The sequence below is a fragment of the Pseudomonas sp. P8_229 genome (assembly GCF_034008635.1).
Lineage (GTDB): Bacteria > Pseudomonadota > Gammaproteobacteria > Pseudomonadales > Pseudomonadaceae > Aquipseudomonas.
Genome location: NZ_CP125378.1, coordinates 1,321,893 through 1,336,796 on the forward strand (window position 1 = coordinate 1,321,893; position 14,904 = coordinate 1,336,796).

14 protein-coding genes are annotated in these 14,904 nt (G+C 60.1%); 6 read left to right on the plus strand and 8 right to left on the minus strand.

Going from position 1 to position 14,904, the window contains the following annotated elements; all coding sequences use genetic code 11:
• The first annotated feature begins 89 nt into the window (after window positions 1-89).
• Window positions 90-1,523, plus strand: a complete 1,434-nt coding sequence (locus QMK55_RS05955) for a M48 family metalloprotease (RefSeq protein ID WP_102354433.1) — start codon at window positions 90-92, stop codon at window positions 1,521-1,523.
• Window positions 1,524-1,603: 80 nt separating this feature from the next.
• Here the strand turns inward: QMK55_RS05955 and QMK55_RS05960 are convergent, their stop codons facing one another.
• The 4 genes from QMK55_RS05960 to rpoE all read right to left on the minus strand — a co-directional run bounded on the left by QMK55_RS05960 (window position 1,604) and on the right by rpoE (window position 5,415).
• Window positions 1,604-3,034, minus strand: coding sequence for a DegQ family serine endoprotease (locus QMK55_RS05960; protein ID WP_102354432.1), 1,431 nt, complete (start codon window positions 3,032-3,034; stop codon window positions 1,604-1,606).
• Window positions 3,035-3,244: 210 nt separating this feature from the next.
• Window positions 3,245-4,207 (minus strand): MucB/RseB C-terminal domain-containing protein, encoded by a 963-nt coding sequence (locus QMK55_RS05965; RefSeq protein ID WP_102354431.1) that lies wholly within the window; start codon window positions 4,205-4,207, stop codon window positions 3,245-3,247.
• An 8-nt stretch (window positions 4,208-4,215) separates the two neighbouring features.
• Window positions 4,216-4,803, minus strand: coding sequence for a sigma-E factor negative regulatory protein (locus QMK55_RS05970; RefSeq protein ID WP_320328846.1), 588 nt, complete (start codon window positions 4,801-4,803; stop codon window positions 4,216-4,218).
• 30 nt (window positions 4,804-4,833) lie between these two features.
• Entirely contained in the window at window positions 4,834-5,415 is a 582-nt protein-coding gene (gene rpoE, locus QMK55_RS05975; RefSeq protein WP_003172477.1) for an RNA polymerase sigma factor RpoE, read from the minus strand.
• Between the two features lie 558 nt (window positions 5,416-5,973).
• Between rpoE and nadB the strand changes: the two genes are divergently transcribed.
• Complete coding sequence (nadB, locus tag QMK55_RS05980) at window positions 5,974-7,590, plus strand: L-aspartate oxidase (RefSeq protein ID WP_320328847.1); 1,617 nt, start codon at window positions 5,974-5,976, stop codon at window positions 7,588-7,590.
• Here nadB and QMK55_RS05985 read toward each other — a convergent pair.
• Together QMK55_RS05985 and QMK55_RS05990 are read right to left on the minus strand one after the other, a co-directional pair.
• Complete coding sequence (locus QMK55_RS05985) at window positions 7,559-8,011, minus strand: protein YgfX (protein ID WP_102354428.1); 453 nt, start codon at window positions 8,009-8,011, stop codon at window positions 7,559-7,561. The genes nadB and QMK55_RS05985 overlap by 32 nt on opposite strands.
• Entirely contained in the window at window positions 7,995-8,249 is a 255-nt protein-coding gene (locus tag QMK55_RS05990) for a succinate dehydrogenase assembly factor 2 (protein ID WP_025110671.1), read from the minus strand. Before QMK55_RS05990 ends, QMK55_RS05985 begins: the two co-directional genes overlap by 17 nt.
• Window positions 8,250-8,398: 149 nt before the next feature.
• Between QMK55_RS05990 and QMK55_RS05995 the strand changes: the two genes are divergently transcribed.
• Together QMK55_RS05995 and QMK55_RS06000 are read left to right on the plus strand one after the other, a co-directional pair.
• Entirely contained in the window at window positions 8,399-9,340 is a 942-nt protein-coding gene (locus tag QMK55_RS05995; RefSeq protein WP_320328848.1) for a folate-binding protein YgfZ, read from the plus strand.
• A 35-nt stretch (window positions 9,341-9,375) separates the two neighbouring features.
• Window positions 9,376-10,197 carry an HDOD domain-containing protein gene (locus QMK55_RS06000; RefSeq protein ID WP_102354426.1) on the plus strand — a complete coding sequence of 274 codons (822 nt, stop codon included), beginning with the start codon at window positions 9,376-9,378 and terminating at the stop codon, window positions 10,195-10,197.
• A 109-nt stretch (window positions 10,198-10,306) separates the two neighbouring features.
• Here the strand turns inward: QMK55_RS06000 and QMK55_RS06005 are convergent, their stop codons facing one another.
• Window positions 10,307-11,692, minus strand: coding sequence for a sensor histidine kinase (locus tag QMK55_RS06005; protein ID WP_102354425.1), 1,386 nt, complete (start codon window positions 11,690-11,692; stop codon window positions 10,307-10,309).
• Entirely contained in the window at window positions 11,685-12,356 is a 672-nt protein-coding gene (locus QMK55_RS06010) for a response regulator (protein ID WP_320328849.1), read from the minus strand. Before QMK55_RS06010 ends, QMK55_RS06005 begins: the two co-directional genes overlap by 8 nt.
• Before the next feature lie 237 nt (window positions 12,357-12,593).
• Between QMK55_RS06010 and QMK55_RS06015 the strand changes: the two genes are divergently transcribed.
• Both QMK55_RS06015 and QMK55_RS06020 read left to right on the plus strand, forming a co-directional pair.
• Entirely contained in the window at window positions 12,594-13,886 is a 1,293-nt protein-coding gene (locus QMK55_RS06015) for an OprD family porin (protein ID WP_102354423.1), read from the plus strand.
• Window positions 13,887-13,925: 39 nt separating this feature from the next.
• Window positions 13,926-14,903 (plus strand): tripartite tricarboxylate transporter substrate binding protein, encoded by a 978-nt coding sequence (locus QMK55_RS06020; RefSeq protein ID WP_320328850.1) that lies wholly within the window; start codon window positions 13,926-13,928, stop codon window positions 14,901-14,903.
• The last annotated feature ends 1 nt before the right edge of the window (window position 14,904 follow it).

The following is a 14,904-nucleotide window of genomic DNA, read 5'->3' on the forward strand; positions in this document are numbered from 1 at the left end:
CCGGTTCAGGTGGTTGAGCGGCCTAGAATATCTGGTCGCAAGCCCGGTGTCCGGCTACAGTAAGGTCTTTGTCTTCTAAGGCTTTGTGCATGACATTTCTGCGCCCTACCCTGCTGACGCTCGCTTGCCTGCTCGCCTCACCGGGCTTTGCCGACGATCTGCCGTCACTTGGCGACGCCAGTTCTGCCATTGTCTCGCCACAACAGGAATACCAGCTCGGCCGCGCCTGGCTGGCCATGTTGCGAAGCCAGGTTGCTCAGCTCAACGATCCGCAGCTCAAGGATTACGTCGAGTCCAGCGTCTATAAGCTGGTGGAAACCAGCCAGGTCACCGACCGCCGTCTGGAATTCATCCTGATCAACAGCCCGCAACTCAACGCATTCGCCGCCCCAGGCGGTGTGGTCGGGGTCAACGGCGGGTTGTTCCTCAACGCGCAGACCGAAGGCGAATACGCCTCGGTACTGGCCCACGAACTGGCTCACTTGTCACAACGCCACTTCGCTCGCGGCGTCGAAGCTTCGCAGCGCATGCAGGTGCCGATGATGGCCGCACTGCTGGCCGGCATCGTGATTGCCGCCGCCGGTGGCGGTGATGCCGGGATCGCAACCATTGCCGGCACTCAGGCCGCGGCCATTCAGTCACAACGTACCTTCTCACGCCAGAACGAACAGGAAGCCGACCGTATCGGCATCCTCAACCTGGAAAAGGCCGGGTACGACCCACGCTCGATGCCGACCATGTTCGAACGGTTGATGCGCCAGTACCGCTTCGACGCCAAGCCGCCGGAGTTCCTGCTGACTCACCCGGTGACCGAATCGCGTATCGCCGACACCCGCAACCGTGCGGAACAGGCACCGGCGGGCGGCATCGAAGACAGCATGCGCTATCAACTGATCCGCGCCCGCGTGCAACTGATCTACGAAGAAACCCCGGGACTGGGCGCCAAGCGTTTCCGCGCGCAACTGGACGAGAACCCGAAAAATGACGTGGCGCGCTACGGCCTGGCAATCGCCCAGATCAAAGGCGGTCAGCTCAATGAAGCCCGGGAGAACCTCAAGCAACTGCTGGCCAAGTCGCCCAACGAGATCATCTACAACCTCGCGCAGATCGATCTGGACATCACCAACAACCGTCTGCCGGATGCGCAAACGCGGGTTGACCGGATGCTCACGCAATTTCCGGGCAATTACCCGCTGAATCAGGTCCGTGTCGATCTGTTGCTGAAACAGAACCGCACTGCCGACGCGGAGAAAGCCCTCGAAGGTTTGCTCAAATCCCGCCCGAACGATCCGGACGTGTGGTATCAGGTCGCCGAAACACGTGGTCTGTCCGGCAATATCATCGGCTTGCATCAGGCCCGCGCCGAGTACTTCGCGCTGGTGGGCGATTATCGTCAGGCGATCCAGCAACTCGATTTCGCCAAGCGCAAAGCAGGCAGCAACTTCCCTCTGTCCTCACGCATCGATGCCCGCCAACGCGAGCTGATGGAGCAAGAGCGCATGATCAAGGACATGATGGGCTGAGATTTCTTCAGCGATGCAAATGTTTCAGGCATAAAAAAACCGCCTCTTTCGAGGCGGTTTTTTATTTCACCGCAGGCAGATTATTCAGCCAGTTTGAAGGTGATGAAGCTGGCACGACCTTGACGCAGAACGCGCATCGATACCGAACGATTCTTCGGCAGCGCCTTGGCGATCTCGGCGAACTCCTTGGTGGAGCCGATGGCCTGGTTGTTCAGGTGAGTGATCACGTCACCCGGCTGCAGACCGATCAGCGCTGCTGGACCGTCCTGAACGTCCTTGATGACCACCCCGCCCTTGAGGTCGTTGGTTTTCTTCTGCTCATCGGTCAGTTCAACTACCGACACGCCGAGGCGATTGCTGCTGCTTTCCGTGCCGGACTTCGGCAGTGCTGCCAGCTCTTTGTCTTCGTCCGGAATCGCGCCAACCGTCAGTTCGACGTTCTTGCGCTTGCCGTCACGAATCACTTCGAGGTTGGCCTTGGCACCCGCCTTCAGCGCACCCACCAGATGTGGCAGGTCGGCGGACATGACGATCGGCTGACCGTTCATGCTCAGGATCACGTCGCCCACTTGCAGGCCGCCCTTGGCTGCCGGACCGTCATCCTGGATCTGCGCAACCAGCGCACCGGCCGGCTTATCAAGACCGAACGACTCGGCCAGATCCTTGTTCACTTCCTGGATGACCACGCCCAGCCAGCCGCGGCTGACCTTGCCACCGCTTTTCAGCTGATTGGAAACGTCCATCGCCACATCGATAGGGATGGCGAACGATACGCCCATGAAGCCACCGGAACGGGTGTAGATCTGCGAGTTGATCCCGACCACTTCACCATTGAGGTTGAACAGCGGGCCACCGGAGTTGCCCGGATTGATCGGCACGTCGGTCTGAATGAACGGCACGTAGTTTTCGTTTGGCAGGCTACGGCCGACGGCACTGACAATGCCCTGGGTCACGGTGTGGTCAAAGCCGAACGGCGAACCGATCGCCACGACCCATTGACCAGCCTTCAGGTCCTGAGACTTGCCAAGTTTGAGCACCGGCAGGTCCTTGCCATCGATTTTCAGCAGGGCCACGTCGGAACGCGGATCGGTGCCGATCAGCTTGGCTTTCATTTCACTGCGATCAGCCAGGCGCACGAGGATTTCGTCGGCATCGGCAATCACGTGGTTGTTGGTCAGGATGTAGCCATCCGAGGAAATGATGAAACCCGAGCCCAGCGATTGCGCTTCGCGCTGGCGATCACCCCGTGGCGAACGCTGCTGAGGCGGCATGCCACGCTCGAAGAACTCACGCAGCATCGGCGGCAAGCCTTCCAGGTCTGGCATCTGCTGGTTCACTTTGCGATCCGGCAGTTTCTGCGTGGTACTGATGTTCACCACCGCAGGCGAGGCCTGTTCGACCAGTTGGGTGAAATCCGGCAGGTCGGCTGCCTGGGCAGCAGAAACAGCCTGACCAAGCACCAGCACGGTGGCGAAAATGGAGAGATAAGACTTCAAGCTAAGTATCGACATACAGCTCCCGTTACGACGAGCAGGGTTAAGCGATATGGAGCAAGGAACACCGGGAACCGCGGGCCGGCATTTTTGTTCCGGGAACAACAGACAAGGCCAGAGCCGTGAGGCTCTGACCTATAAAAAACTTTCGGGTGATTTGCAAATGAAAATGCTGAGCAAACATTTCATCTACGTCTCGACGAAGAGGTGGAAATGACTGAAATCAGCTCACTGCTTGCTGGTTGCAGCGCCATCGTTGCGCATCGACAGAGCAATCCGTTCGGCCGTGCCGATTGGAATTTCGCCGACCACCGTCACCATCATTTCGCCTTCAGGCGTGGTCAGGCGGCGGGAGACAGCAACAGTCGGCCCCAGCTGCGTGCGGGTATCGGTCACTGTCGCACCGTTCAGAGGCTCCAGAAAGACCGAGAATCGCGCCAACCCGTCGTCATACATCAGGCTGTTGACCTGAGTTTTGGTTTCCGGGTCTTTGTGCGAGGTGCTGCTGGTCAGTTCAAAGCCCGGCGGCAGCCAGTCGGAATGCCAGACCTGAGCGGTCTTCACGGCAGACGCCTTGTCACTGTCGAGCGTAATTGTCTTGCACTCGGTGCCAGGTTGCAGGTCTTTATCCGACGGGACGTCGGCGGTATCAAGACTGGTGAACTGGAAGCGCTCGAGTAACTGCCCTTTGTCATTGAGCAGCAACGACTTGAGGGGCAAACCGGTCTGCTTGTCCAGATGCAGTTCGAAACCATAGCGATGCTGATCTCGAGGCGTCAGTGATACGATCACCGCATCACGCCCGGCCACGCGCGACTTGCCGATGACGGCAAGGTCATACCAGTTTTTCAGCTTTTGGGGATCAAGCGAACGAGCAGTCGAGTTGGGAGAGTCTCCCAACCCCGCAATCAGGGTGCCGCTGACGCATTGAGTATGCCCATCAACGCGCACGACTTCCTGCGCCGAGCCGTCGAGCTGAAGCAGCCGCTCGCGGACCTGACCATTCTGGACACGATGCCAGATGTTGTGGGTAGAAAAACTACCGTTACGCTCGTAAACGAAGGTGCCGTGGAAGCTTTGCTGCTGCTCGGCCTGGCCCAGACGGGTCAACCAGTCCTGGGCCTCATCGGCATGGGCTGGAACAATGAACCAGCCGCTGAGCAAAAGCGAAAGTAGAGGTATGGCGCGCATGATCCTCCTTAACGGTTTTCCATGCTTGCTGCACGCGCATAAGGCAAGGCGCTTTCAGTACCTTTCAGTGCAGCCTGCTGGGCATGCTGGCGCAGATAACCTGGCAGACGCTGATCGTGCCAGCCTGGCTGACCTTGCAGTACACCATTGGCCATCGGGCCTGTGGCTTCCGAGCTTTCCTTATAGCCAGCCAGAACAGCCGGGCCCTTGACCTGTGGAGCGGCCAGGGATGGCTGATTGGATTGCTGAGCCAGCTCGACACCAGCGATTTCGTCCTGGTTGTACAGGCGAACACCGGCCAGTACGGCAACGGTCACCGAGGCTGCAACGGCCAGACGACCGAGGTTGCGCCAAGGGCCACGGGATACTTTGGCTGGAGCCGTTTCGTCTTCCAGCGCAGCAGAAACTGCCGCAGCAATGTCCAGACGCGGAAGCAGCAGATCCTTGTGCATGGCTGCCCGAGCGATCTGATAACGAGCCCAGGTCTCACGGGTTTCAACATTGTCCAGTGCATTGATCACTCGACGCAATTCCAGTTCGTCCGCTTCGTTATCCATCACTGCGGACAGCGATTCCTGCAGGGCTTCACGACTCATGGCGTTCCTCTCTTGGCTGTCGCCGCTGTCTCAGTTTTCCTGCAACAACGGCTGCAGGGCTTTATCGATGGCCTCCCGGGCGCGGAAGATCCGGGAGCGCACGGTACCCACCGGACACTGCATGACGCTCGCAATGTCCTCGTAACTCAGACCATCGAATTCGCGTAAAGTTAAAGCCGTACGCAAATCCTCTGGCAGTTGCTGAATGGTTCGATGGACGGTGCCTTCGATCTCATCCCGCAGCAATGCGCGCTCCGGTGATTCAAGATCCTTGAGGCCGTGATCGCCGTCGTAGAACTCTGCATCTTCAGAACTTACATCGCTATCCGGCGGCCGGCGGCCGCGTGAAACCAGATAGTTTTTTGCCGTGTTGATGGCAATGCGGTAAAGCCACGTATAGAACGCGCTGTCTCCGCGAAAGTTTCCTAGCGCTCGGTATGCCTTGATAAAGGCTTCCTGAGCCACATCCTGGGCTTCATGGGTGTCGTGCACGAAACGCACGATCAACCCGAGAATTTTGTGCTGATATTTCAGCACCAGCAGATCGAAAGCTCGCTTGTCGCCACGCTGAACGCGTTCGACCAGCTGCTGATCCTCTTCCTGGGTTAGCATGAACACTCCTCGATAAGCATGGAGGAGGCTTGCATAACTAAACGACCAGACTTGCAAACATAGACTCGGGCTTTTCGCAAAAGTTCTCCCCCTCCAGGCAAGTTTCCTGCGGGCTCTGATTTGGCACGCACGAAAAACGCAGCGCGGGATAAACCGGCTGCGCGAATAATCTTGTCATCGGTTCGCCGGCAAAAACCCAATCGCAGGTTCTGCATTGAAGCCGACACTGTCCCGTGTTTCAGGCAACTGTCTATTGATCTTGGGCCTCTGGCAAAAGTTCCAATTATTTATAGTCATGCTGAAGCGACATTGAGCGACCGTGCGCTGAAAAAGCCTGTTTCATCCTCGATACAGTCGCCTTTTCCCAAAACGACAGAAAAAAACTCCCGACGAAGCGTCAAGCATTTGTCGTCACAGTAGTTTCACAATGCCATACGAGCCCGGCTATTGTGCCGCTCCACCCCTCTATATACTAGTGGGCTGTGTGGCTGTCTTGACTCGCCAATCCAGCTGTCTTGCGCCAACCCCGATCCGGGTCGCTTTGAGCGGAATCCTGAAATGAGCCAACAGTTTCAACACGATGTTCTGGTCATTGGCAGCGGCGCTGCCGGTTTGAGTCTCGCGCTGACCCTGCCGGGTCATTTGCGCATTGCCATATTGAGCAAAGGTGATCTGGCCAACGGCTCGACCTACTGGGCCCAGGGCGGCGTCGCTGCCGTGCTGGACGATACCGATACTGTCGAATCCCACGTCGACGACACTTTGAACGCCGGCGGCGGCCTGTGCCATGAAGACGCGGTACGCTTCACCGTCGAGCACAGCCGCGAAGCTATCCAGTGGCTGATCGACCAGGGCGTCCCCTTCACCCGTGACGAACAGTCCGGCACCGAAGACGGCGGTTTCGAATTCCACCTGACCCGCGAAGGCGGTCACAGCCATCGACGCATCATCCACGCCGCCGATGCAACGGGCGCAGCGATTTTCACCACCCTGCTCGCCCAAGCCCGACAACGCAGCAATATCGAACTGCTGGAGCAGCGAGTTGCCGTTGATCTGATTACCGAGCGTCGCCTGGGCATGGACGGTGATCGCTGCCTCGGCGCCTACGTGCTGAATCGGGCGACCGGAGAAGTCGACACCTACGGCGCACGCTTCGTGATCCTCGCGTCCGGCGGCGCGGCCAAGGTCTACCTCTATACCAGCAACCCCGACGGCGCCTGCGGTGATGGCATTGCCATGGCCTGGCGTTCGGGCTGCCGGGTGGCGAATCTGGAATTCAACCAGTTCCACCCCACGTGCCTGTATCACCCGCAAGCCAAGAGTTTCCTGATCACCGAAGCCCTGCGCGGCGAAGGTGCACACCTGAAGCTGCCCAACGGCGAACGCTTCATGCCGCGCTTCGACAAACGTGCCGAACTGGCCCCGCGCGACATCGTCGCCCGGGCCATCGACCATGAAATGAAGCGTCTGGGCGTCGACTGCGTCTATCTGGACATCAGCCACAAACCCGAAGCCTTCATCAAAAGCCACTTCCCGACCGTCTACGAGCGCTGCCTGGGATTTGGCATCGACATCACCAAGCAACCGATCCCGGTCGTACCGGCGGCGCACTACACCTGCGGCGGCGTGATGGTCGACCAGCACGGTCGCACCGACGTGCCGGGGCTGTACGCGATTGGCGAAACCAGCTTCACCGGTTTGCATGGCGCCAACCGCATGGCCAGCAATTCGCTGCTCGAATGCTTCGTCTACGCCCGTTCGGCGGCAACGGACATTCTTGCGCAACTGGATGATATTGCGGCCCCAAGCGCTTTGCCCGAATGGGACGCCAGCCAGGTGACCGATTCGGACGAAGACGTGATCATCGCGCACAACTGGGACGAATTGCGTCGTTTCATGTGGGACTACGTGGGCATCGTGCGCACCAACAAGCGTCTGCAACGGGCACAGCACCGTGTGCGTCTGTTGCTGGACGAGATCGACGAGTTCTACAGCAACTATAAAGTCAGCCGCGATCTGATCGAGTTGCGCAACCTGGCGCAAGTCGCTGAGCTGATGATCTGCTCGGCCATGGAGCGCAAGGAAAGTCGCGGACTGCATTACACCCTCGACTACCCGAACCTGCTGCCAGAGGCGCTCGATACTATTCTGGTGCCGCCCACCTACGCCGGCTGAACTTGAGCCGCACCCGCAGGCGTCGGTGTACATCCGCCGCCTGCGCGTCGCGTGGTACGCAGATCGATCTGACGCGCCACTCTCCGCGCAAACGAAACCGCAGCACCACGATCAGTGGCAGCGCCAGGCTGTCAGGGCGCAGTTGCGCCGCTTGCCAGCCGCCCGCCTGACTCCACAGCTGCCAGCCATCGGCATCACGTCGCAAACCGCAAAATGCGTCGGGATGCGTCAACATCACTTGCCGTGGCAACACCCAGAGCGCCTGTATCAGACACGCGAATGCGCCGAGCAGACTGGCCCAGAGTGGAATCGAAAGCATAAACAAGGCACCCAGAGCGAACGCCTGGGCCAACAGATACACCGCCAGCAACTGCCGTGAGGCATGCCAGCGGCATTCGAACGTGTTACTTGGGCTGAACACGATCCAGAATCATCCGGACCATGCGCTGCAGCTCCGGGTCTTCGGATTCGCTGCGCTCCATGAACCAGCCGAACATGTCCTGATCCTCACAGGTCAGCAGGCGGACATACAAATCGCGATCGACCTGATTGAGGTGCGGGTAAGCCTCTTTCACGAACGGCACCAGCAACACGTCAAGCTCAAGCATGCCGCGACGGCTGTGCCAAAAGAGGCGATTCAGTTCAACTTGTTCGACCATGGAGCCCTCCTCAAATAGGCGCGCAGTATACAGCCCCGACGCGGGACGCACAGTCGGCTTTGGTCGGGCACCACCGATCCTTTATCAACTACCCATTTCAACAACGCCCCCTTATGATGTCCCCCAGACTCTTTACCCTGCGATGACCCATGGCCGATTCTGCTTTTTTCTGCACCCTGTCTCATGAAGGCGTTCTCGCAGTACGCGGCGCGGATGCCGGCAAATTCCTGCAAGGCCAATTGACCTGCAACCTCAATTACCTGAGTGACACCCAGGCCAGCCTCGGCGCCCGCTGCACGCAGAAGGGCCGGATGCAGTCCAGCTTCCGCATTCTGCTCGAAGGTGACGGCGTGCTGCTGGCGATGGCCAGCGAACTGCTGGAGCCACAGCTGGCGGACCTGAAAAAGTACGCCGTGTTCTCCAAATCCAAACTGACCGACGAAAGCGCCGCCTGGGTGCGTTTTGGTCTGGAGCATGGCGACAAGGCGCTGGCCGCGCTCGGCCTGCCATTGCCCGCCGACACCGACAGCGTGGTGCGCAGCGAAGGCCTGATCGCGATTCGCGTCTCGTCGAATCGCGCCGAACTCTGGGTGCCGGCCAATCAGGCCGATACGATCAAGGCCAGATTGGCCGCTGCCCTGCCTGAAGGCGATCTGAACCAATGGCTGCTGGGCCAGATCCGCGCCGGTATCGGCCAGGTCATGCCGACCACCCGCGAGCTGTTCATCCCGCAGATGCTCAACCTGCAAGCGGTCGGCGGCGTGAGCTTCAAGAAAGGCTGCTACACCGGTCAGGAAATCGTCGCGCGCATGCAGTACCTGGGCAAGCTCAAGCGGCGCCTGTATCGCGTGCAACTGGACGCGACTGAACTGCCGGAACCGGGCACCCCGCTGTTCGCCCCAAGCCATGGCAGTGCCATCGGCGAAGTGGTGCTGGCCGCCCGCACCGAAGAAAAAATTGAACTGCTGGCGGTGTTGCAGGCCGAAGCTGCCGAAGCGGGTGATCTGCACCTGGGTGCCCTTGAAGGCCCCGCGCTGCATTTGCTCGACTTGCCCTACGAACTGGATCGTGACCGCGAAATCCAGCGCTGATCGCAGCATTTGTTGCAACACCCTAGAGAGTCCACATGAGCGAGCTGGCGGATAAGGTCCAACAGGATTTGGTTGAGGCCATCGATAACGATGACCTGGTTCTGCCAACGTTACCGGAAGTGGCCCTGCAAATTCGCAAGGCCGCCGAAGACCCGGAAATCAGCGTCAGCGATCTGAGCAAAGTGATTGGCCGGGACACGGCGCTCTCGGCGCGCCTGATCAAAGTGGTCAACAGTCCGCTGTTGCGCGCTGCGCAGGAAGTCACCGACCTGCACACCGCCATCACCCGGCTGGGCATCAACTACAGCAGCAACCTGGCGATCGGCCTGGTGATGGAGCAGATTTTCCACGCGCGTTCCGAAGTGGTCGAACAGAAAATGCGTGAAGTCTGGCGCAGGAGCCTGGAGATCGCCGGCGTCAGCTACGCGCTGTGCCGGCGCTACACCCAGCTCAAACCTGACCAGGCTGCGCTCGGAGGACTGGTGCATCAGATCGGCGTACTGCCGATCCTGACCTACGCCGAAGATCACTACGAACTGTTGTCGGATCCGGTCAGCCTCAACCATGTGATCGACCACATTCACCCCCTGCTGGGCGACAAGCTGCTGCGCGTCTGGGAGTTTCCGGAAAGGCTGGTGGAACTGCCGGGGTTGTATCAGGACTTCAAGCGCAATTCGGCACAGATTGACTACGTCGATCTGGTGCAGGTGGCTAGCCTGTATTGCCACAAGGACACCGATCATCCGTTTTCGCGGATTGATCCGGCGAGTGTGCCGGCGTTTCACAAGCTGGGGATTGATTCAGAGAACCAGCAATTGTGCGCTGATCTGAAAGAGTCGCGGACGATGTTTTACTGATCAGGAACCGCGGCGCGGCCTTCGCGAGCAAGCTCCCACATTGGATCTGTGTCGTACACAAATCCCATGTGGGAGCTTGCTCGCGAAGAGGCCCGCACCAACACCACATTTACCCGGCAATAAAACTCACTCGAACCTTCAAACCCGCCTGCTCGCCATCATGCAACGTGATCTGCGCCAGGTGCGCGCGGCAGATTTCCCCGACAATCGCCAACCCCAGCCCTGAACCCGCCACCTGCTGATTACGTCGGTAGAAGCGCTCAAACACCCGATCACGCTCTTCCAGTGGAATTCCCGGCCCGTCATCTTCGACCTCAAGAACCGCCGGCGCCGCCACCCGCAAAATCACGTTGCCGCCCGGCTGGGTATGGGCGAGTGCGTTGTCCACCAGATTGCTCAGCAACTCATTGAGCAACGTGGGTTCGCCGCGCAGCCACACCGGCTCATCCGCCTCCAACGCCAGCGCGACGCCGCGCGCATGGGCCAAAGGCGCCATGGCCATACCCAATTCGCGGGCCAACTGACTCAGATCCAGCAGTTGCGCGCCGCCTTCGGCAATCGCCCGGGCACCGTTTTCCACCCGCGCCAGCGACAACAGTTGATTGGCCAGGTGGGTCAGGCGATCGGTGCTCTGCGCCGATGACTCCAGAGTACTGCGCCAGGTTTCCGGCTCGCTGGAACGCAATCCCAACTCCAGCCGCGCCTTCAACGCCGCCAACGGTGTGCGTAGCTCGTGCGCGGCATCAGCAATGAATTGCGCCTGACGCTCGAACTGCCCACGCAAACGCTCGGTGAAATGGTTGAGTGCGCGCACCAGCGGCCACAACTCGCGCTGCACTTCCACCAGCGGCAGCGGCCGCAAATCGTCCGGCTGACGCTCCTCCACCGCCGTGCGCAAGCGCTCCAGCGGGCGCAGCGCGGCACTGACCGCAAACCACACCAGCATCAGAGCGCCGATGGCCAGCATGCCCAGGCGCAACAGCGTGTCGGCCGCCAGACTGCGGGCCATGGCGACCCGCGCCTCGTCGGTTTCAGCGACACGGATTTCCGCCATGCCGTTCATGTTCGGCTCGGTCACCGCTTTGAGCAGACTGACCACACGCACGTTCTGCCCGCGATACGTCGCGTTATAGAAGCGCGCCAACGCCGGATAATCGTCGGTGCGTGGCGTGCCGGGTGGCGGCCCGGGCAGATTTTCATAACCGGAAATCAGCTTCTGATGGATGTCGTTGACCTGGTAATAAATCCGCCCGGCACTGTCGTAGGCGAAGGTATCGAGGGCCACGTAAGGCACGTCGGCGCTGAGCGTCCCGTCGCGCTGCGACAGGCCCGCAGCGATGGTTCGGGCCGAGGCCAGCAAGGTGCGGTCGTAGGCCGTGTCGGCGGCTTCGCGCCCGTTCCAGTACGCACTCAAGCCGCTGGCGAGCATCAACACCACCAGCAGCAACGCGAGGTTCCACAGCAACCGCCAGCGCAGGCTGCTGGGCTTATGCATCGCGGCTTTCCAGCAAGTAACCGAGGCCGCGGAAGGTCACGATCGCCACCGTTTGGCCGTCGAGTTTCTTGCGCAGGCGATGCACGTAGATTTCGATGGCGTCGGGGCTGGCTTCTTCGTCAAGACCGAACACCTGAGCAGCCAGTTGCTCCTTGCTCATCACCCGTCCCGGTCGGGCAATCAGCGCTTCCAGCACCGCCTGCTCGCGGGAGGTCAGGGTCAGCAACTCTTCGCCGAGGCTGAAGCGCCGGGTGTCCAGATCGTAAGCCAGCACGCCGCAACGCTGCTGACGTTCGCCGCCGAGCACACTGCGCCGCAGCAGGGCTTTGACCCGGGCTTCGAGTTCGGTCAGTTCGAACGGTTTGGCCAGGTAATCGTCAGCGCCGAGATTCAGGCCGTGAACCCGGTCCTTCACGTCACTGCGCGCCGTCAGCATCAATACCGGCAGGTTTTTACCGCGTGCACGCAGGCGCGCCAGCACCTCGAAACCGTCCATGCGCGGCAGACCGACATCGAGGATCGCCATCGCGTACTCCTCGCTGCCCAGCGCCAGGTCGGCAGCCACGCCATCGTGCAACACGTCCACGGTCAGACCGGTGCTCTTGAGCGCCTGGGCGACACTTTCGGCCAGTTGCAGATGGTCTTCGACGAGCAGAACACGCATGGATCTCTACCTCATTCAGGGATGGCCGACGCCACTCTTTGCCGCGGAGTTTACAGCCGCAACCGCCGCTGTGAAGCCCGAAAACCGTGAAAACCAACTGAAAGGTTAGCGAAAGGTTAGGCCGTTAGAGTCCGGTCACGGACAGTTTCGACTGCCGTCGCTGCTGCCACACAGCGATACGAAAAACGCCTCGAAGCGTTTTCGACCAATAAGAACAATAAACGGAGTACACCGCGCATGCCGTCCTTGCAGACCAGGGCTCTTACGCCCGCTCGCCCTTCGCGTTTCAGCCACACCGCCCTCGCCAGTGCCGCCGCCCTCGCCGGCTTTTCGCCGCTGAGCTACGCCGACTTCATCGAAGACAGTTCCGCCACCTTCGAAACCCGCAACATGTACTTCAACCGCGACTTTCGCGACGGCACCAGTGCCCAGCAAAGCAAGCGTGATGAATGGGCGCAGGGTTTCATGCTCAACCTGCAATCGGGTTACACCGACGGCACTGTGGGGTTTGGTGTCGATGCACTGGGCATGCTGGGGGTCAAACTTGATTCGAGTCCGGACCGTACCGGCACCGGCCTGTTACCGACCCACGATGACGGGCGCGCCGCCAACGAATATTCCAAGGTCGGCCTGACCGGGAAAATGAAAATCTCCGCCACCGAACTGAAAATCGGCAGCCTGATTCCGGAACTGCCGATCCTCAAACCGAACGACGGGCGCATCCTGCCGCAGACGTTTGAAGGCGGTTTGCTGACCTCCAAAGAGATCAAGAACCTGACCTTCACCGGCGGCCGCCTGGACAAGGCCAAGGACCGCGACAGTACCGATTTCGAGGACATTGCCCTCAACAACAAGAACAGCCGTTTTGCCGGTACCGTGGCCGGCAAGCATTTCGATTTTGCCGGCGTGGACTACAAGTTCACCGACAAGATCACCGGCAGTTACCACTTCGCCCAACTCGATGAAGTCTACAACCAGCACTTCTTCGGCCTCGTTGCCTCGCGGCCGATGGGCCCGGGCACGTTCGCCACTGACTTGCGCTTTGCGGTCAGTGACGATCAGGGTGCAGCCCGCGGCGGCGAGATCGATAACCGCTCGCTCAACGGCCTGGTCAGCTATGCCTTGAGCGGCCACAAATTCACGGCCGGTTATCAGCACATGTCCGGCGACAGCGCCTTCCCGTATGTCGATGGCAGCGACCCGTACCTGGTCAACTTCGTGCAGATCAACGACTTCGCCGGCGCCGAAGAGCGCTCGTGGCAAGCGCGTTATGACTTCGACTTCGCCCGCCTCGGCATCCCGGGCCTGTCGTTCATGAGCCGTTACCTGAGCGGTGACAACATCAAGCTCAAGAACGGCGAAGAAGGCAAAGAGTGGGAGCGCAACACCGAGATCAAATATGTAGTACAAAGCGGCGCCCTGAAGGACGTTGCCGTACGCCTGCGTAATGCCACCTACCGTTCCAATTACTCCGCTCGCGATGCCGATGAAGTGCGTCTGCTGGTGAGCTATAGCGTTGCCCTTTGGTAATTCAGTACGTCCATAACAACAACTCCCAAGGAGACATAGATGAACTTATCACTGCGTAAAGTAGCTCTGGCCGCTGGCGTCATGCTGTTCGCCGGCCAACTGATGGCCGAACCGAAACGTCCCGAATGCATCGCCCCGGCCTCCCCCGGCGGCGGCTTCGACCTGACCTGCAAATTGGCGCAGAGCGCGCTGGTCAACGAAAAACTGCTGACCAAACCGATGCGCGTGACCTACATGCCCGGCGGTGTCGGCGCGGTGGCGTACAACGCGGTGGTCGCTCAGCGCCCGGCCGACGCCGGCACGCTGGTGGCGTGGTCCAGCGGTTCGTTGCTGAACCTGGCGCAAGGCAAGTTCGGCCGTTTCGATGAAACCAACGTGCGCTGGCTGGCCGCCGTCGGCACCAGCTACGGCGCCATCGCGGTGAAAAGCGATTCGCCCTACAAGACCCTCGACGATCTCGTCAAAGCGCTGAAGAAGGATCCGAGCTCCGTAGTGATTGGTTCCGGCGGCACCGTCGGCAGCCAGGACTGGATGCAGACCGCACTGATCGCCAAGGCCGCCGGGATCAACCCGCGTGACCTGCGTTACGTCGCCCTCGAAGGTGGCGGCGAAATCGCCACTGCCCTGCTCGGCGGCCACATTCAGGTGGGCAGCACCGACATCTCCGACTCCATGCCGCACATCCAGAGCGGTGACATGCGTCTGTTGGCCGTGTTCGCCGACAAACGCCTCGACGAGCCGGAAATGAAAGACATTCCGACCGCCAAGGAACAAGGCTACGACATCGTCTGGCCAGTGGTTCGTGGTTTCTACCTGGGGCCAAAAGTCAGCGACGAAGACTACGCCTGGTGGAAAGACGCGTTTGACAAACTGCTGGCCTCGGACGACTTCGCCAAGCTGCGCGATCAGCGTGAACTGTTCCCGTTCGCCATGACCGGCCCGGAGCTGGACACCTACGTGAAGCAGCAGGTCGCGGACTACAAGGTGCTGGCCAAAGAGTTCGGCCTGATTCAGTGAT